The 18,727-nt window shown below is 44.6% G+C and carries 22 protein-coding genes and 1 tRNA gene; 11 read left to right on the plus strand and 12 right to left on the minus strand.

Features of this window, described 5'->3' with window-relative positions:
- Window positions 1-20 precede the first annotated feature (20 nt).
- From RH40_RS17675 to RH40_RS20460, 4 genes are read left to right on the plus strand one after another with little or no spacing between them, the layout of a single operon-like run.
- The gene (locus RH40_RS17675) at window positions 21-701 is read left to right on the plus strand and encodes a FliA/WhiG family RNA polymerase sigma factor (protein WP_139056907.1); all 681 of its coding nucleotides are present in this window, start codon (window positions 21-23) and stop codon (window positions 699-701) included.
- A gap of 9 nt (window positions 702-710) precedes the next feature.
- On the plus strand, window positions 711-1,568 hold the full coding sequence (gene motA, locus RH40_RS17680) for a flagellar motor stator protein MotA (RefSeq protein ID WP_009603050.1): 858 nt from the start codon (window positions 711-713) through the stop codon (window positions 1,566-1,568).
- Window positions 1,568-2,563, plus strand: a complete 996-nt coding sequence (locus RH40_RS17685; protein ID WP_009603051.1) for a flagellar motor protein MotB — start codon at window positions 1,568-1,570, stop codon at window positions 2,561-2,563. Before motA ends, RH40_RS17685 begins: the two co-directional genes overlap by 1 nt.
- A 60-nt stretch (window positions 2,564-2,623) precedes the next feature.
- Entirely contained in the window at window positions 2,624-2,905 is a 282-nt protein-coding gene (locus RH40_RS20460; protein WP_081455032.1) for a hypothetical protein, read from the plus strand.
- Window positions 2,906-3,007: 102 nt separating this feature from the next.
- On the opposite strand, the gene RH40_RS17690 is transcribed toward RH40_RS20460, so the two are convergent.
- The 12 genes from RH40_RS17690 to flgB form a co-directional block, all read right to left on the minus strand.
- Complete coding sequence (locus RH40_RS17690) at window positions 3,008-4,045, minus strand: hypothetical protein (protein WP_009603052.1); 1,038 nt, start codon at window positions 4,043-4,045, stop codon at window positions 3,008-3,010.
- Between the two features lie 18 nt (window positions 4,046-4,063).
- A complete protein-coding gene (flgL, locus tag RH40_RS17695; RefSeq protein ID WP_009603053.1) occupies window positions 4,064-4,960 on the minus strand; it encodes a flagellar hook-associated protein FlgL in 897 nt (298 codons plus the stop codon).
- A 15-nt stretch (window positions 4,961-4,975) separates the two neighbouring features.
- On the minus strand, window positions 4,976-6,349 hold the full coding sequence (gene flgK, locus RH40_RS17700) for a flagellar hook-associated protein FlgK (RefSeq protein ID WP_009603054.1): 1,374 nt from the start codon (window positions 6,347-6,349) through the stop codon (window positions 4,976-4,978).
- Complete coding sequence (locus tag RH40_RS17705) at window positions 6,350-6,874, minus strand: rod-binding protein (protein WP_009603055.1); 525 nt, start codon at window positions 6,872-6,874, stop codon at window positions 6,350-6,352. It abuts the gene before it with no gap.
- Window positions 6,874-7,965, minus strand: coding sequence for a flagellar basal body P-ring protein FlgI (locus RH40_RS17710; RefSeq protein ID WP_050790464.1), 1,092 nt, complete (start codon window positions 7,963-7,965; stop codon window positions 6,874-6,876). The genes RH40_RS17705 and RH40_RS17710 overlap by 1 nt, the downstream gene beginning before the upstream one ends.
- An 83-nt stretch (window positions 7,966-8,048) precedes the next feature.
- Window positions 8,049-8,720 carry a flagellar basal body L-ring protein FlgH gene (gene flgH, locus RH40_RS17715; protein ID WP_009603057.1) on the minus strand — a complete coding sequence of 224 codons (672 nt, stop codon included), beginning with the start codon at window positions 8,718-8,720 and terminating at the stop codon, window positions 8,049-8,051.
- A 28-nt stretch (window positions 8,721-8,748) separates the two neighbouring features.
- Entirely contained in the window at window positions 8,749-9,534 is a 786-nt protein-coding gene (gene flgG / locus RH40_RS17720; RefSeq protein WP_009603058.1) for a flagellar basal-body rod protein FlgG, read from the minus strand.
- A gap of 22 nt (window positions 9,535-9,556) precedes the next feature.
- Window positions 9,557-10,288, minus strand: coding sequence for a flagellar basal-body rod protein FlgF (gene flgF / locus RH40_RS17725; RefSeq protein WP_009603059.1), 732 nt, complete (start codon window positions 10,286-10,288; stop codon window positions 9,557-9,559).
- 12 nt (window positions 10,289-10,300) lie between these two features.
- Entirely contained in the window at window positions 10,301-11,497 is a 1,197-nt protein-coding gene (gene flgE, locus RH40_RS17730; protein ID WP_009603060.1) for a flagellar hook protein FlgE, read from the minus strand.
- A gap of 24 nt (window positions 11,498-11,521) precedes the next feature.
- Window positions 11,522-12,193, minus strand: a complete 672-nt coding sequence (gene flgD / locus RH40_RS17735; RefSeq protein ID WP_009603061.1) for a flagellar hook assembly protein FlgD — start codon at window positions 12,191-12,193, stop codon at window positions 11,522-11,524.
- Window positions 12,190-12,627, minus strand: a complete 438-nt coding sequence (gene flgC, locus RH40_RS17740; protein WP_009603062.1) for a flagellar basal body rod protein FlgC — start codon at window positions 12,625-12,627, stop codon at window positions 12,190-12,192. Before flgC ends, flgD begins: the two co-directional genes overlap by 4 nt.
- 2 nt (window positions 12,628-12,629) lie before the next feature.
- Window positions 12,630-12,992, minus strand: a complete 363-nt coding sequence (gene flgB, locus RH40_RS17745) for a flagellar basal body rod protein FlgB (protein ID WP_009603063.1) — start codon at window positions 12,990-12,992, stop codon at window positions 12,630-12,632.
- 77 nt (window positions 12,993-13,069) lie between these two features.
- Between flgB and flgA the strand changes: the two genes are divergently transcribed.
- From flgA to RH40_RS17780, 7 genes are all read left to right on the plus strand, one after another.
- A complete protein-coding gene (gene flgA, locus RH40_RS17750; RefSeq protein WP_009603064.1) occupies window positions 13,070-13,867 on the plus strand; it encodes a flagellar basal body P-ring formation chaperone FlgA in 798 nt (265 codons plus the stop codon).
- 169 nt (window positions 13,868-14,036) lie between these two features.
- A complete protein-coding gene (gene flgM, locus RH40_RS17755) occupies window positions 14,037-14,315 on the plus strand; it encodes a flagellar biosynthesis anti-sigma factor FlgM (protein ID WP_009603065.1) in 279 nt (92 codons plus the stop codon).
- 24 nt (window positions 14,316-14,339) lie between these two features.
- Window positions 14,340-14,774 (plus strand): flagellar protein FlgN, encoded by a 435-nt coding sequence (locus RH40_RS17760; protein WP_009603066.1) that lies wholly within the window; start codon window positions 14,340-14,342, stop codon window positions 14,772-14,774.
- Window positions 14,771-15,442, plus strand: coding sequence for a lytic transglycosylase domain-containing protein (locus RH40_RS17765; protein WP_009603067.1), 672 nt, complete (start codon window positions 14,771-14,773; stop codon window positions 15,440-15,442). The genes RH40_RS17760 and RH40_RS17765 overlap by 4 nt, the downstream gene beginning before the upstream one ends.
- Window positions 15,443-15,576: 134 nt before the next feature.
- Window positions 15,577-15,667: transfer RNA gene (locus RH40_RS17770), tRNA-Ser, on the plus strand.
- Between the two features lie 770 nt (window positions 15,668-16,437).
- Entirely contained in the window at window positions 16,438-17,166 is a 729-nt protein-coding gene (locus tag RH40_RS17775) for a hypothetical protein (protein ID WP_241209909.1), read from the plus strand.
- Window positions 17,167-17,452: 286 nt separating this feature from the next.
- A complete protein-coding gene (locus RH40_RS17780; protein WP_009603069.1) occupies window positions 17,453-18,652 on the plus strand; it encodes a serine hydrolase domain-containing protein in 1,200 nt (399 codons plus the stop codon).
- Window positions 18,653-18,727: the final 75 nt, after the last annotated feature.

Consider the following 18,727-nt stretch of genomic DNA (forward strand, 5'->3'; position numbering starts at 1 on the left):
ATGGCCTAGATGATGAAATAATGGCCAACCCGACGCCGATTGATGAAACTGAGTTACTCAATCTTCACCAAATCCTGGTCAAACGAATCGTCAACCAATTGAAGGTACATGCCTCTTCGCATTGTAGTATTGAGGACATGCAGCAAATCGGGCTAATTGGATTATTAGAAGCTGGGCGACGTTATGGTGACATCCAGGATCCTAATTTTCCTGCCTTTGCCGTTTGCCGAATTCGTGGGGCGATTCTTGATGAACTGCGCCGTCTAGACTGGCGTTCTCGCAAAACTCGCCAAGCGGCTCATGAGCTCAATGATGTCACTCGAGACTTAATGCGCACACTCGGCCGTCAGCCAAACGATAACGAAATCATCGCTGCACTCGGTACCGATGAGAAAGATTATATCGCTCGGCAAAATGCCACTTTAGCGGGAGAAATGCAAAGCCTAGATCAATTGCTTGAACATGGTGGAGAAGGTCACATTGATGGTAATTATGAAGGCATGAGTCATGAACAAACTCGCCGTACCCTCGAAAAAGCACTGACCAAACTTGCTAAGCGAGAGCAACTTATTATGACGTTGTTCTATCAACACGAACTCAATCTTCACGAGATTGCTCTGGTACTGAATTTAACCCCCCCTCGAATTTGTCAGCTGCATAAAAAAGCGTTAGAGCAGCTCAATCGCTATCTATCTTCTTAGGAGTCTCAAATGCAAAAGTTTTTTGGTGCTATTACTGTTCTAATTTGTGTTTTTGGCGGCTACATGTGGGCTGGCGGGAATTTGACCGCGATTTGGCAGCCCGCTGAATTTTTGATCATTATCGGCGCGGCGATTGGTTCATTGATCATTGGTAATCCGCCACAAGTTCTCAAAGAAATGCGCCGCCAAATTACATTGACGATTTCTGGTGCAAAGCAAGAAAAAGAGTACTGCATGGAACTCATGGCACTGTTACAAGTGTTACTTGAAACGGTGCGAAGTGGTGGCTTTAAATCCTTGGATAAACATATAGAAGCCCCTGATGAAAGCCCAATATTTAGCCGTTATCCCCTTATCGCTAAGGATTTTCGCTTAGTGTCATTCATCACAGATAATTTCCGTTTAATGGCAATGGGACAAATGTCGCCTCATGAACTCGAGGGATTGCTCGAGCAAGAAATTGATGCCATCCAAACTAACTTACTGCTTCCCTCAAAATCGATGCAGCGAACTGCAGAAGCTTTACCCGGTTTTGGTATTCTTGCGGCAGTGGGCGGCATTATCATCACTATGTCTGCCATTGATGGTTCGATTGCGATGATAGGTTATCACGTTGCCGCTGCGTTAGTGGGCACTTTTATTGGTATTTTTGGCTGTTATTGCTGCCTTGATCCCTTGAGTAATGCCATGGCACAGCGTGTAAAAAGAGATATGTCAGCCTTCGAGTGTGTCAGAGCAACTTTAGTTGCTTATGTGGCGAAAAAGCCAACATTACTCGCCATCGATGCTGGACGAAAACACATTCAACTTGATATCAAACCCACGTTCAACCAAATGGAGCAATGGTTGGCCGAGCAGGAGGGATAATGCAAAGACAAGAGTCTGTTGTATTCAAAAGAAGCAAATCTGAAGATCACGATGTTGTTCATGGCGGTGCTTGGAAAGTCGCTTTTGCAGACTTTATGATTGCCCTTATGGCATTGTTTCTCGTGCTTTGGATCATGCAGGTGGTTGATCGTGAGGAACGCAAAGCCATCATGGCGCATCTGCACAGCGCGAGCGTGTTTGAAAAAAGCTATGGTAACCCTTTTGATACTTCACAAAGTATTTCGCCTATCGATCTTGCCTCAGAGTCGTCGGTCCCGAGCCGCCATGATTTAACTCATACAGTGAACTCATTTTTCGATGGTGATGGTGATGGCCCAGAAACAGACTCTCTTATTCCTGGTAACTTCGACACCCAAGAACGCCTTGCTGCACTTGCCAAAGTGATTGAGGAAGCAACCAAGCAGAATGGTGCTCAAGGCAATGTCAACATCACAGTGACTCCTCAAGGACTGCGAGTAGTCTTGCAAGATGATGAAAAACAGACCATGTTTAGCCGTGGTGGCTCTAAATTGACCCCGTTTTTTGAAGACTTATTGGTCGCCATTGCTCCAATCTTCGAAAAGGTTGCCAATCCCATTATTATTAGCGGTCACACCGACTCAATTCGCTACAAGAGTCGATTTAATATCAAGTCTAACTGGGAACTTTCCACCTCTCGCGCCAACGCGGCAAGATATACCCTTGTCCAAGCCGGAATGCCTAGTGAGCGAGTGCTACAAGTAACCGGTATGTCCGATCGCGCCTTACTGAATCCACAAGCACCTAAATCAAGTGAAAACCGCCGAATTGAACTGTTTGTATTAACCACACCTGCTGCACTCGTTCTTGAGAACCTTTTTGGTAATGGCGCAGAGAGTGAGTTGAGCAAAGCACAAAAAAAAGCCGATTTTAATCAACCTGTCATTCGGCAAGAAAGCATTAATTACCAAGAAAACCTACGCACTCAAAGTGCTCAAAATCAACAAGATCTTTAACCCAACGTCCGGCACAGAATAAGTTCTGCTTTTCTGTGTCGGGGACTAAAAAATGAACCTATGTCTCGACCTATGCTTGCCAAACGCGATAGTCTGCGAAAGTGTTTTCTGTGGCTTATCGTCATCGACTACTTGCTGCTGTTTTTGTTCCTGAGCCAACTTTATTCGTTGTCACTCAATGCAGGAACAGGGATCAGTATCCTCCTCCTTGTCTACAATATGCTATTGACTTTTTTGTGCTTTGAACGCACTTGTAAGCAAGAAGCGCATATCATCTACCCCACCATCTCAGCCACCCTACTTGCGTTTATTTTCTTCTTATATTTTTTCTTTCTTATCTAGTTTATGACTCAAAGCCTAGTCGCAGCACTGATGTTGAGGGGGAATAATACGGTGGAATGGGGAAAATACACACTGAGTCGTGTGTATTTTTAAAAGAGAAAATTAAGATTTGAGCAAAGCAACCACGCTGTGACGCCTCACACTAGCCTGGGCATTTAAGGCTTGAAATGCAGTCGAGAAAGACGGCGTTTTAGGATTGACTTTAGCGAGGCGTGTTGCCAGTTCTTCGCTAGAAAGTGATGTTTGAGGAAGATAGGTTTGACTAATGGATTGCTGAAGCTTAACTGATGTCTCGTGAGTATGTTCTATCCCTTCTTGAGCAGCACGGATAAACTGATTTACTTTCACCAAGCTGCGTCTTATCGACTCTCTTGAATGCGTTTCTATCTGCCAATCAAGGACACCTTCAGGCTCAGGTTTTAATTTCACACTGTTTGCTTGGCCGGCAGGAAAGCGATGACCTTGTCCTGAAACACGCACCTTTTGCTGCATTTGTTGATAAATCGACTCAGAGACTTGAAATAACACAGTGCCGTCTTTTGCTAATGAAGCCCGAAGTCCCATTGGTATCAGGCTGCGGTCGAGGGCATCGACGACATCTCGCCCACTCGATAGACCATCAAAATTGACCATGACGGAATGGCCATGAGGAAAATCAAGCTTTATTTCCTCAGCCTTTTCGCTAAGACGCTGAACATTCAGTCCTGGGATAGAAAAGCGCCGTGTTTGTGCGCCACTGAGATTCAATTGCAATTGATGATCAACGACTCGCACACCATCAAATTGCGCGGTATCAATGATACTTTTTATCTTCTTTTGGCTGGCAGATAGTTTGTTATCGAGACTGGGTTTATCTGCGACCCCGAGCTGCATCGCGCGAGCGAGCTGTTGCTTAATGTTCGATAATTCCGTGCCGACTTGCCGCAACGACTGCTCAGCTATCTGAGCCTGCGTCACCTGATTTTGTCCCTCAGCTAACCATAAGTTAGGCAATCGCACTTGATTGGTGGTGGTACCTTGAGATGGTTTCGAACCAAACCCTGTTTTATTCTCTGCGGCGTTTGATGGGATAATCGACGTCCGCTCTGAATTTGAAAAGTGGACACTTGGAGAGCGTACCTCTACTGTGCTCATTGCCATGGCTTAACCCTCTGCAGATTACAATCTATCGAATAAACTCAGGCTATCAATTTTGGTGTAACTGGCCTGTGTTGCTTGTAGTGCTGACATGTAACGGCTCAGCCTTACTGAGGCTTCCCCGTAATCGAGTGCCGACAAATCCCCATCAATTTTATCAACGAATAATTTGGTATCCACATGCGCCCCATTCAACAAATCAAGGTTATTATGTCGTCCACCAATTTCGGTTAATGCAGCAAGTACATTGTCTGACGTCGCTTCGATAGAGTCGAGCGTCGAGTCAACCGTCGCCCGAAATGCCGCGCTGGGATTGCGAAACTCAGCAATGAGTGTATCCAGTTGATTAAGCAAATCATTGCCCCCCAAATCAAGCAACTCTTTGGCCGTCACGTTGGATTCCATTGATACCCCTTTTGCGACTGTCACAAGACGTTTATCGTTATTGCCTTCGAGGGTAAACGTGCCGCTCACATTACTAATTGAGACTGAGTCAGTTTTCGTTCCAGAAAACAAGTAACGCCCTCCTTCATCTTGGGCATTAAGTGACGACACCACTGAATCACGTAAACTCTCTATTTCGATAATAATTGCAGCTCGGTCTCCATCAGTAAGTGTGCCGTTTGCGCCCCAAAGCACCTTATCATTAAGGTTTTGCAGAGAATCGTTGACTGAGTCTAAGTGCACTTCTTGATTGGAGAGTGCGGTTTTTACATTGGCAATATTCGATTTGTATTGAGCTAATGCCGCGCTTTCTCTACCAAGATTAAGCAATTGAATCGATGCCATAGGGTCATCCGACAGCTTGGTTAAACGCTCACCGGTCGACATTTGCTGCATCGCCTTCGCCAACCCGGCATTATTAACTTGCAGACTTCTCAGCATCATTTGACTAAACTGGCTATCACTGACTCGCATGGTATTTCCTTATGGTTAGAATAATCGCAGTACACTTTCAAACAGCTCATTGGCGGTACTGATCACTTTCATGTTGGCATTATGCGCATTGGCGAACGTCATGAGGTTTGCGGCTTCCTCATCACTATTAACCGAACTAACATTATCTCTGGCCGCAATCGCTTGCTCATTCAGTAATGATTTAGCTTTATAATCCGAACTGGCCTGACGCGCTTTGATGGCCGTTTTCCCGACCATAGAAACGAAAGCATCATTGAGACTGGTATTGCCAAAACCTGAAACCGCCATCGCCTTGTTGCTCAATGCCACTAAGTCTTTCAAAACATCCGAGTTACCATGATTACCATCACTGGAAAATGCCAATTGATCGGGAGTAATAGAAGTAATATTTAGGCTTGCCGCAGGGTTAGCCGGATCATATTCAAATAGCGCAGCACCCGGGTTACCTTGAAGATCCAGCCCCGTTGCCAACACGGTATTGACCTCATCGGCTAAGTTTGAGGCCATATCATCCAGCGCATCACGATAAGGCTTGAGGATATCGGTTTGGTAGTCATTCAATGCCCCCATTTTACCGCCCATTGCCCCCGGAACTGGATATACTTGCACACCAAACTCGATTTGCATCTTAGCAAGATATGGGTCGCCGGCATCAGGAAGTGCTTGGATCTGTCCTGCATCACCGCCAATAACTAGAGGCTGGCCTGAACTGAGTGACAATTGCAAACTGCCATCGGCCTGTTTTGTTGTTTTGACTTCGATCAACTTGGAAAGCTCGCCAATGAGGCTGTCGCGCTCATCGAGTAATTGAGCGGGATTGCCACCTGTTCCGCGCATCTCAACCACTTGGTTGTTAATATCGGCAATATTAACCATCAAGCTATTGGCATGATTGACCGTCGCTGTCCGTTGATCGCTCATTTCTTTGTGCTGATTATACAAAGACTCGGTCAAGGTATTAAATCGGCGCGACAGAGCCTCCGCTTCATTGATAATTTGTTGACGAAGGGGAGTGGAGTCCGGAGTGACGCTAGCGTCATTGAGTGCATTAAAAAACTTATCGAGTCCAGTAGAAATACTGAAGCCATCAGCCTTAAGAGTGTTTTCGAGTTGGCTAAAGTTAGTCGTGTAGCGTTCAGCATAAGAAGCAATACTATTGGTTTGCCACGTCTGCTTAACTAAGAACTCATCCGAAATACGACGAATACTAGGAACTTCAACACCAGCACCTGCACTCAATTTATCATGTTTTGGCCCACCCACTGAAGCCATCAGTGCTTGCTGACGACTGTATCCTGGGGTGTTGATATTGGCTACGTTTTGCGCCGTCACATCGAGGGCTACTCGACTGGCATTTAAACCCGTTAGCCCGATATTAACTAAATTCATTTAGAACTCCATTTTCCGCACTAGTGGCTGAGCAAAGGCCGTTGTGACACTAGATTCTGATAGGATTTGTTTAACTGAGGCGACCGTTTCTTGCACTGAATGAAATGCCGCTGACACATCATCGACAATCTCAGCGAGATCATGATGCTCATCATTGGCTGAGGTTTGATTTGCACGTGGTTCAAAATGCGCTTCTGTGATGCTTGGACTAAGCTGTTTTACCAGCATGTCAGCAATACCAAGGTGCCCTTTACGCGCCATTTCAATCGATAATTGCCCATCATGCATATCTCTAAATACACCGAAGCTTTGACTAGAAAATGGGCTGTCTTTTTCGGCAAGAACATCATTGCTCGCGCGCATTTGCTTGAGTACCAATTGAAGGAACATGGCTTCAAATTGCCCAGCAACCTTGGCCAAGGCCTCATCATTGTGCTGACTGTGCCTGATCGAGGTTAATGCACTGTTATCGTGATACAGCATTGAGTTCATCTTGGCTTTATCGGCCACATCATTAAATTTCATTAAATCACCACTAGTTCGGCATTTAATGCTCCCGCTTCATGCAGAGCCTGTAAAATTGACATTAAGTCTGTCGGGGTTGCACCTAGACTATTCACCGCGTTGACTATGGTATTGAGCTCAGTGCCTGCTGGCCATACCACCATTTGAGCACGTTCCTCACTAACATCCAATTTGGACTGATCGGTCGTCTGGGTTTGACCATTTGAAAAGGCATTTGGTTGGCTAACTTTCTTCGCCTCAGCGATGGTAACGGTTAAATTTCCGTGACTGACCGCCGCTTCACTGACTTGGACACTTTTACCGATCACCACAGTGCCCGTTCGTGAGTTAAACACGATACGCGCTGGCTTTCTGCCTTGGGTAACTTGGATCTCTTCGAGCATGGACATCATCACAACTCGCTGTTGGCTGTCTTTGGGCGCTTGAATATCAATGCGAACATTATTTTTCGCCACCGCGACCTTAGGGCCAAAGACCGCATTGACTTCTCGGACAATGTTCTTTGCTGTAGTAAAGCTCGGCTTGCGTAAATTCAAAATGATGTGTTCTTTATCAGCAAAGTCGCTAACAACTTCTCGCTCTAGCATCGCACCACCAGGAATTCTGCCCGATGTCGGAGTATTGATAACCACTTTTGAACCACTTTTCCCTTCTGCAGAGATACCGCCTACCACAACATTTCCCTGAGCAACGGCGTACACTTCACCATCGATCCCTCGTAGTGGAGTGAGCAATAAGGTCCCGCCACGCAAGCTTTTTGCGTCACCAATCGAAGACACAACAACATTCAGTTTTTGTCCAGGCCCTGCCATTGGATCAACCGAAGCCGTCACACTGACCGAGGCCACGTTACGCAATTTAGGGTTTGTGCTGTCATCAATTTGTACCCCAAATTGACGCAGCATATTAGTGATAGACTGGGCAGTAAATTTGACCTGATTACGATCGCCTTGGCCATCTAAGCCCACGACCAAACCATAGCCAACTAATTGGTTTTCTCGGACCCCCTGCACATCGACCAAATCCATAATCGGTGTGGTTGTTTTGGTGGCAAAGACGCTTGAACTTACAAGGCAAGCCAAGAGGAGCATGCCGTGAATAAAAAGGCGGCACTGTGCTATCATAGAAATCTCTCCAGCTAAATATTTCCCTACACCTTGATGCAAGGGCCAAATCAAAATGGCATCCATGGGCTATTAAAGAACTGACTCAACCAACCTGATGCGTTACTGTCTGCTACCGCACCACGCCCTGCATAAGTAATGCGGGCATCACCAATACGAGACGAAAACACCTGATTATTGCGACTGATATCATCAACGCGTACCATTCCTGTGAGTCGGATAAATTCATCACCCTGATTTAAACGCAACCATTTCTCGCCACTGATGCGCAGTACTCCATTGGGTAGGACTTCATGGACAGTCACCGTTATTGAGCCCTCAAGCTTGTTTTTCTGAGAGCTAGTCGCACTACCATCAAAACCCCGCTTTGCATCCACACTGGCCTCTAACTCATCAATGGTGTTGCCACCCAGACTCGGAATACCAAAGCCTACATTCGACGATTTACCGTATTTAGTGTTGGCTTTTTTGGTCGATTCGGTTTCCTCTGCTAGCATGACGGTCAACATGTCACCAACACGGTAAGCTCGTCTATCTTGGAACAACGCCATGCTGTAGTTGTGACGATACAGGCTGCCATGCTTCGCTTTAGGTAGAGAATAATCCAAGGGTGGCGGCGCGTATTTATCCTCATCGGGGGACGGCGGGACAAATTCAGAACGCCCCGCACAACCTGTTATAATCAATGTCAGTAGTATCGATGCGACTCTCAAACACGTCATTTGTCTTTCCTTCTCTACCAAACATCCATTACACAGATTGAGCAACAAACTTAAGCATGTCATCAGCGGCAGAAACCACCTTAGCGTTCATTTCATAAGCGCGCTGAGTGGTGATCATATCCACCATTTCTTCAACAACTTGAACATTTGAGCCTTCTAGTGCCCTTTGCTTAATACTGCCAACGCCGTCTTCGCTAGCAATAAGCTCTTCAGCAAGCCCGCTCGCCTCAGTTTGACGGAATAAGTTGCCACCGACGGCCTCAAGACCGGCTGGGTTGATAAATCTCGCCAAGGTAATTTGACCAACTTGTTGCGGTGTTGGGTCGATAGCACTGGTTGTCGTCACCGTGCCATCAACACCAACAGAGATTGACAAGGCGTCATCGGGGATTTGAATTTGAGGCTCAAGCGGCAGGCCTTGACTGTTGACCATTAATCCTTCTGAATTGACCTGAAACTGGCCATTTCGGGTGTACATGATTTGTCCGTCTGAATTTTCAATCTGAAAAAAACCTTTGCCCATAACGGCTAAATCTAGGTCCTGATTGGTGTTTTGCGTGTTGCCTTGAGTGAAAACTTTTTGTGTCCCCACCACGCGTACACCGCTACCCAACTGAACTCCAGATGGTAATTCGTTGACCTCATCGACCTGAGCACCCGGCTGACGTTGAATGGTATAAAACAAATCTTCAAATACCACTCGGTCGCGTTTAAAGCCAACCGTATTGACGTTGGCTAAGTTATTTGAAATAGCGGTCATTTTGGTGTCTTGCGCCGCCATACCCGTTTTACTAACCCATAATGCTGAATGCATGGTGATCTCCTTATGCGTCTATCTAGCTTGATGACATGAGTTTATTGCCTGACTTGGCTAAGGTTTCTGCGGTCTTCATCATACGAAACTGCATTTCAAAGTTACGCGATAATGACATCACATTGACCAGCTCATCGATGGCGGACACGTTACTGCCCTCGATGTGCTCGGGAGCAACTTGAACCAAAGGATCCGCATCGAACGGGTTACCCGTCACGCTGTGAAGTAAGCCATCACTTTGCTTTTCGAGCTGATTAGGTTCAGGCTTGACTAGCTTGAGCCCACCAGCATTAACCTCAGCACCACCACCGGGAGGCGTCAGAGAAATCACTCCGCGTTCACTTATCTGAATTTTTTGGTAATCTGGCAGCACTAAAGGCCCTCCATCTCCAATCACTGCAAAACCATTCACTGTGACTGCACCAAACTCATCGACTTTAAGGTTGCCTGCCCGAGTATAGGCTTCTTCCCCATTGGGCGTTTGAACGGCAAAATAGCCCTCGCCCATGATGGCCGCATCAAGAGCGCGGCCGGTTTTGACCATATCCCCTGCATCGAAGCGGGTTGATGCGGAGTTGGTCACCACCATAGTACGGCCATCAAAACCTGCCCCTTTGAGAGGCACGCTCGACACCCGCTCCATATCAGCACGAAAGCCTGCGGTATCCGCATTGGATAAGTTGTTCGCACGCACATGTTGCGCTTTGAGCACGCGGCTGGCTCCTGATGCCGCGGTAAAGAGTAAGCTGTCCATAGTTAAAGCCCGTTACACTGCGTTAAACAAAGCTTGGGTCAGCTTGTCGTTAGTAGAAATCGTCTTGGCGTTAGCTTGATAATTTCGCTGCGCAGTCATGAGATTCACCAGTTCACTGGTCAAATCCACATTCGAGCCCTCCAAGGCACCTGGCGATAAATCGCCCAATGTTCCTGTTCCCGGAACGCCAACAATCGGAGCCCCTGAACTAAAGCTTTGTGTCCATGCTGTACCATTCACTTTGACCAATCCCTGAGGGTTTGCAAAATCAGCCAGTACCACTTGACCTTGCAACTGAGACTGACCATTAGTGTAGGTGGCATAGACACGACCACTATCTTCCACTCGTGCTCCAACAAGCTCACCTGAGGTATAACCATTATGGCTGTTGGTACTCACCCCAAATGCAGCGCCAAACTGAGTGCTGCCTGATAAATCAACCTGAATATTCATTGGCTGGGCACCAGCGGCAGGAAAAGCGACAGAATAAGGCGCAGTAGGCGTTTGTAAGCTGCCATCTGAATTGAAGTTCATTGCAATCGTGGCACTGGGTGTTGCGGCTCCATCAACTTGAACATTGACTTGCCAAGTATTCGGGCCTGTTTTGGTAAAGTATTGATTCACATTGTGCTCATTACCGAGCGAGTCATACACCTTAGTGCTGTATGAAGAATTAAACGAGTTAGTATTGTTTGGGTCAAAAGGATTAACGGTTTGATCCACTTGCTCGGCACTTGCATCGAAGTTGGCGACAAAATCCATGCTGGTGGTGGCTTTCGCAGCTAAAGAAGAGGTTGAGAGTTTAATATCGCCACTCGCCCCTGTAAGCAAATTATTATTACCATCCACACTATAGCCTTGCAGCTTGGCACCCGTATTACTGACAAGAAAGTTATCCTTATCTCTATTAAAAACGCCAGCGCGGGTGTATTGGGTTTGACCAGTAGAGTCTTTGGTTACGAAAAAACCTGTGCCGTTGATCGCCAAGTCCATCGGGCGACCCGTTCCACTGATTGAGCCATTTTTATCAAAGTTTTGCGAGATTGACGCCACTTCGACCCCGCCCGGTTGCATGCCGTTATAAACTGCGGAGAACTCAGTACGAGCCCCTTTAAAACCTGTAGTTGATGCATTGGCAATATTGTGGCTGATGGTATTTAAATCGGTATTTGTAGCGTCTAAGCCGCTTAGGGCAATATTAAAACTCATGATAAACCTCTTTGAATAATAGGATTAAGAACCAAACTGACTGATTTCAACAAAAGGCACGTTACCCAGTCCGGCAACGCTCACTTGTGCGACACCGCCTGCACTCGGAATACGCACATTTTCTACTTGACCTGCTAGTAAGAGATTCGGCTTGCCTTGCCCCTCTTGCACTTTGACAGATAGGCTGTACTCACCCGCACTCAAGCCGAGCTTGTCCGGATCAATCTCAAAGTCCACCTCCCCTTTCGGGTGAGCGCCAAGCGGCACTTGCGTCGTTTTACCAAAGCGGTCTTTGATCTCTAAGGTGACTTGACTGGAAGAATGTGCCAGCTCAACTTTGCCCATTTGTACTTCAGTTCCGAGTTCAAACTCATCGCTCGGCACATACACGGTTTTTCCAACTAAGTTCGCGGTAGAAAGCACTTGTAAGTTATCCAGCAAAACCATGCTATTTTGCGTCATGGTGGTCATATTCTCTGTACTTTGTACTTGAGAGAACTGCGCCAACTGACTGACATATTCGGTGCCATCAAGTGGATTGAGCGGATCTTGATTTTGAATTTGTGCCACCATCAGACTGATGAATTCATTTTGTAAGGAGCCTGCACTATTGGGGTTCGTATTCACGTTTAAACTGCTTGAAGCCGAACCCACGGGACGATCGGCACTATACGCTTGAGAAGGTAAAACACTCATGAGCGACCCTGCCCTAGTTTCAGCAGACCTTGCTGCATACTTTTAACATTACCCAAAACTGCGACATTAGTTTCAAAGCTGCGTGTGGCCGACATCATATCCGCCATTTCAGCCACCACATCAATGTCTGGGTAGTACACATACCCCTCATCGTTTGCCAAGGGATTGCTGGGTTCAAAGCGCTTTTCTGCTTGCTTGCTACTTTGTACCACATCAACAATTCGTACTTCGGCATTCGGGTAAGCATTGTCACTTACACTCAACTGAGTTTTGTTGTAAACCGTGGCGAAAACAGGTTTGAGTGCCTTATAGGCATCATCCGCATTAGCAGACACCGCATCGGCATTTGCAAGATTACTTGCGACCGTGTTTAAACGAACGGATTGTGCGTTCATCGCTGAACCCGCAATGGAGTAAATATCGGTAAATGACATAATTAACGCCCTTGTATTGCTTTAGCCAACCCGTTGAACTTCATATTCAAAAACGTCAGGCTAGTCTGAAAGTCCATATTGTTTTGTGTAAACTTACCTTGCTCGACACCCAGCTCAACCGTGTTACCATTCTTGCTGTTTTGATAAGGAACTGAATATTGACTTTGGATGTCCAATTTAGGAATTGGCTTATCGACACCTTGTGACGACACCTGAGAGACGACAGTGGCGAAACTGAGGTCTTTTGCGAGATATCCAGGTGTATCAACATTTGCTAGGTTGCTGGCTAGGACTTTGGTACGCTGAACACGAAAGTTCAGCGTATCGGGATGGACTCCTAGCGCATTTTCAAAAGAAATCGCCATATCTATTTCCTTACAGTCAACGCGAATAATGTTAATTAAAACAAGATATGTGCCATAAAAATAAAAGAGTTAAATCAATGACTTACAAAAAAGAAGGGAAAGTAAACTTCCGCCAAACGGAAGGCTTTTCAGGAATGGGGAACTACCGATTTTCCTCCTCATTCAAATGTATGCTGCTGACTGCTCTGATGTTCGTGCCATTAACCCATGCCAGCGAACAGGAATCGGCACAAAAACAAATTGAACAAGCGGTGAAAGGTAACCTCGAGCATGAAATTAATTCTCGAGCCGGACAACAAGGTTGGCGCAATTATAAACTAGATACGCGCCTGAATATTCCAAGCTCAGCCTCCCACTTGGAGCACTGCCCAGTCAAACTGACCGTCAACGCCAGTGACCACAATTTGCTGCCAGTAGGCAATGTAAAACGCACTGTCTCTTGTGAACATTCAGGCATGCAATGGCGTATCAATGTGACGGTAAAATCATCCTTAACTTTGGATGTGGTAGTTGCAAAAACCGGCATCAATCGCGACCAAGCCCTCACGCCAGACTCGGTACACTTGGTACCAAGAACCTTAACGCATCAGCAAGAATTCTATACTCACGTCTCCGATGTCTTAGAAAAAACGACGACTAGGCGTATTCGCTCGGGTCATATCATTACCCCGAAAACACTCAATGCCCCGGCTATGGTTGAGGTAGGAAATCAAGTCATTATTAGTGCGAGTAAGGATCGCTTTAGCGCGACAACCAAAGGTATTGCGCTAGAGAAAGGCAACAAAGGCGAACAAATTACGGTACAAAATGTGTCATCCGGTAAAACCATACAAGCCACGGTTATCGGTCACAATAAGGTCCAAACACAGTTTTAATTTTGGGCTCAACGTAACAATTTCGTGTTGTTTTTCTCGCACTGGCACTCTCGTTTGAGTTAGTTGTATAGAGCAACTCTTTGGATAAAATAATCTGAAATTAGATTTAATGGCGGCCTTTAAAAGGCCGCATAAGCTCTATGACTAGACTGATTTAGGACTTATAACCATGAAAATCGATAAAGTATCAGGTGGGCAGATCCATCGAACGAGCTTTGATCAGGCGCCAAAGAAAAGCCCTGAGAGCATCAGTGCGCCACGTGTCAGCGAAAGCAATATGAACACCAATACAGTGGCACTGGACAAAGCTCAAGCTCAGATGGCCTCACTCCCTGATATCGACATGGCGAAAGTGGAACAAGTTCGTAACGATTTGGCTCAAGGCAAAATATCTCTCGATACTGACGCGCTTGCCAAAGCGGTGCAGGAATTTTACACCGGACACTAAAAAACCAGCAGTGAGGGCAAAACCATGGCATCAGATGCAACTCGTCTTGCGAAAGACTTTATCAACACCATCAGCGAAGATATTACACTTTATCGCCAACTTAAACAGATTTTGTCTGAGCAGCATCAGGCATATATCGACTTTGACGATCAGTGCTTATTGAACAATCTGAGCCTTCAAGAGCCACTACTAGAGAGCCTCGGTAAACACGCCAGTTTGCGCGAAAGTATTATGGGTAAACTAGGGCTGCCCAATAGCCGCGTCGGAGTTGAAGCACTACTTGGCGCTCTGCCTGATGCAGTGGAAAGTAAAGTGAGATCTCAATGGCAAACCCTAGAGTCTTTAATCGACCAGTGCCAAGAGCAAAATCAGCTTAACGCAGTCTGCTCGGCTAACTTCCAAGAGCTACTTGGCAGTGTGTTTAACCCCAACCAACACACGTACAGCGCACAGCCGTGATCGGCCGATCACTATTTCTTTTCTTATTCGCCGTGTGGTTGTCCTTTGGCAGCCACGCCTCCCCACTACCAAGTGAAATTAAAAAGCAATTTGATATTCTCTCACCCTATCGCAGCCAAATCCAAGCTCGGCTAGAAGCCAATTCAAGTCTTATTCAAGATATCCACCAACAACTGAAAAGCCACCAACTACCCCCTTCTTTAGCTTTATTGCCGATGCTGGAATCTTCGTTTGATCCCAGAGCAGTATCGCATGCAAAAGCTGTGGGCCTGTGGCAGTTGATCCCAGCCACTGCGGAGCGTTTTGGTTTGGATGTAGATAAGCATAACGATCAGCGTTATGACCCAGAGCTGAGCACCGCGGCCGCCACTCAATACCTGGCATTTTTGTATGAAAAGTTTGGCGACCTGACTCTGACGCTTGCGGCCTATAACGCTGGCGAAGGCCGCGTTGCTCGCGCAATAAAACGAGCAGGAAACACCCATTTTCCCGATTTAGCCCTACCCAAAGAAACTCAGCAATATGTAAGGCGCTTTTACGCACTGATGAAGTTAGTCGACATCACTAAGCTGCACAAAAGCGAAAGACAGCACTTTTTTCTCTTTGGTCAGACTCATTCTACCCCGCTGATTGATCTCGGCCCCCTTCCCCCTCTGGTGACACTTTAAGCGATTTTTATCGCTAACAACCTGCTGAAATCACGTGTTTTCGTTGTTTTTTGCCTTAAGCGCTCATAATTGCAGCAAACAAACAACTAAGGGGTTTACAAGGTTTAGTAACCTCGCTATTATCCGCAGCGAAAGGAGAGATGGCTGAGTGGTCGAAAGCACCGGTCTTGAAAACCGGCAACCGTTAATAGCGGTTCTAGGGTTCAAATCCCTATCTCTCCGCCATATTTAGAAAAGCCCACCATTCGGTGGGCTTTTTGCTTTTGTGGATTTTGGTTTCTTCCTTTCCGGTTTTATTTATTTTTCTCTCAACTTTTGCGCTCAAGCTTCGACCATATTGGAAAGCTAGTAAATTCGATTGGTGGTAAATCGACTTCGTAAGCTTATGAACTCCAATTTTATCAAATAGTGTTTAGAATAACGCTCTTAAAGGTATTTTCTGGGGAAGTGGCTGGGCCTATGCCCTGATATTATTCAATAATGCTGTTAGCAAATAGGGTAAGCAGCTTCCATTAGAAAAAGTTGTAAATCAATTGGCACTACCTATTGTGAGACATTTGGTTGTGTTGATATGTATTCATTTCGTGGTAACGGTATTGATTTTCCTTTTATCCATTTCTGCGACTCTCATTACCCTTACGTTGCATAAAAATAAGACAAATATCATTACTAGAAAAACATAAAGACACACGCCAAAAATTCAGCTCTTACATTACTTCTAAAGTATTGTTATAACGACTTTAACTATGTGGGTCAATCCCTTTTAATTTTTTACTAACCAACACTTTATAAAATATTCAATCTATTGATTCTATGTTGAAAACTCAAAAAAAATATTGCATGATGTGATTATCAGATATTAATAATCCCTGTATAAAAAGAAGATCACCATATAATGTGGTATTAATTTTAGTATATTTAATGGATTGGTAAGAATGTTCGAGTTGTCATCTTTTATTTATTTTCTATTCTTTTATTCAGGTTTTCTTGGGTATATGAATAGAGAAAAAGAAATTAATAAATTCTCTAACGAAGTGTATGGATTGAAATTGTATACAGGCATAACAATTATTTATTACGTCTACCTTATAGTATTAGCTAAATACTTTAAAGTAACGGGTAGCCCATTTTACATGGTCTTTCCAGCTATACTGACACTAGCTGTTGTTAGTTATTACTGGGCTCGATTCAAAGACGCTAGAGATATCATCGTTGATTCTTTCATATTCAAGATAAGCTCTTTCTTACTCTTAGTAGGTTGTAATATTTTGAGCATCTATTTTTCCGCTAATATGATAGAAACAGTAACAGGTACTACTGCTCAGGACTTGCAACACTATGTTGACATAGCCAGATGGGTGTATTTTATTATGCTGATGTTAGTTGTAACTCAATTCATCTTTGGATTATCCATATGTGGAGCTATGTTTTTACCTTTAGTACCGTATCCTGTGGAACGGGATATACTTTCTTTTATAACGTTTCCATTAGTGTCTCTTTATATTCTAAATCTCGCGTTTTTCGGGCTAATTGTTAAATACTCATTAGATGAATCATATCTATCAGAATATCTCTATGTTGCATTCCATGAGAACTTAGCTGACGAGAGAAAAATATGCTCTAACTTAGATGAGAACACAAAAATTACACTCATCGGTAATAAGCAAGCTCTTGTAGCTACTAAAGACGAAAAAGTTACGTTTTCTAAGGTAGACTGTAAGTAGAAATTTAGCTGGAAAGATTAGTCATAAATATACTGCAACACAAAAGAAAAAGTTTATTTGATCGTATTGCAATTTGTTAAAGTTACATGTTGATATTTTATAAATAACCAGAGTAACCTCCTTATTTACAACTGCATTCATTATCAATTTTAAAAATAATTAACCAATCTTGGCTTTTATAATTGAATTTTAAAATAAATCATTTATAACAGTGTTCTAAATTTAAATCTTACATACCTTTAATGTCTATAAGATTTTTAAATTATATTTAATCAAGGATAGCAATGTGAAATATTCTAGTGGTCTAGTACAGTTTGGTATATCGGCAAGCTTATTATTATGTCTTCCACTTTCTTACGTGTCTGCAACTGAAGAAGATAGGGAAAAAAATGCGTTAAAAAGCATATCAATTGAAGTCAATGGGAAAGTTGATTCCGTCGATCTTAGGTCAGCGATGGCTCATTACAAAGTTCCAGCGATAAGCTTTGCCGTCATCAACGATGATAAAGTTGTGTGGTCAGAGGCTATAGGCTATGTCAATGCTAGTCACTCTCAGGAGGTGGACGTAAATACACTGTTTCAAGCTGGTTCCATATCGAAGTCCGTTGCTGCAACCACTGCATTAAATTTAGTTGAGCAAGGATTGATTTCTCTTGACGAAAATGTCGATTCATTTTTAGGAGATTGGCATATACCTAATCCTCATCATTATAAAAGCGACGTTGTTACACTGAGAGAGTTGCTAAGTATGTCTTCAGGACTAGATGTCGGGGGTTACTATGGTTATGCACCAGGGGAACCATTACCAAGTCTTTTAGACACACTAAATGGTGCCGCTCCTGCCAAAAATCCACCAGTTATGTTAGCGCACAAGCCAGGTAGTAAATATGAGTATTCTGGCGGTGGTTATGAAGTTGTACAGTTAATCACTGACAACATTACAAAAATGACGAGTCAAGAAAGTACCGCGAAATTTGTTTTTGATCCTTTAAAGATGTCCAACAGCAGTTATGACCAACCATCAGGCCAAAGTCTAAAAAATGTTGCAGAGGCGACTGATAGCGATGGCAAAGAGTTTGAGTATAAATGGAGAGTTTCTCCAGAATACGCAGCAGCAGGAATGTGGAGCACTCCTACAGATTTGGGTAAGTTTATAGTGTCCATTAATAAAGCCTATAAAGGAGAAAAAAAGCAAGTCCTTAGCCCGAGACTTGCCAAGCAGTCTCTCTCTAAACAAAAAAATACCCCCTATGGTTTAGGGTTTGTGGTGAGGGGCAAAGGGGAAAAACTTCACTTTATGAAACTAGGCCAAAACTCTGGGTATCAGAGCTGGCTGGTTGGGCTTCCAAATACTAGACAAGGTGCCGTAGTAATGACCAACTCCGATAATGGCAGGGAGTTAGCTCAAGATCTGATATATTCTATATCTAAAGCCTATCACTGGCCGATCCGTGGCAAGCTCGAAGATGCTTGGATGGTCAACTGATAAAAAATATGCAGGACACACAGTAACCAATATCACAAAATATTTATTAGTGTGTGTCCCAAATCCCCTCCGAGT

The organism is Vibrio caribbeanicus ATCC BAA-2122 (genome assembly GCF_000165125.1).
Taxonomy (GTDB): Bacteria; Pseudomonadota; Gammaproteobacteria; order Enterobacterales; family Vibrionaceae; genus Vibrio; species Vibrio caribbeanicus.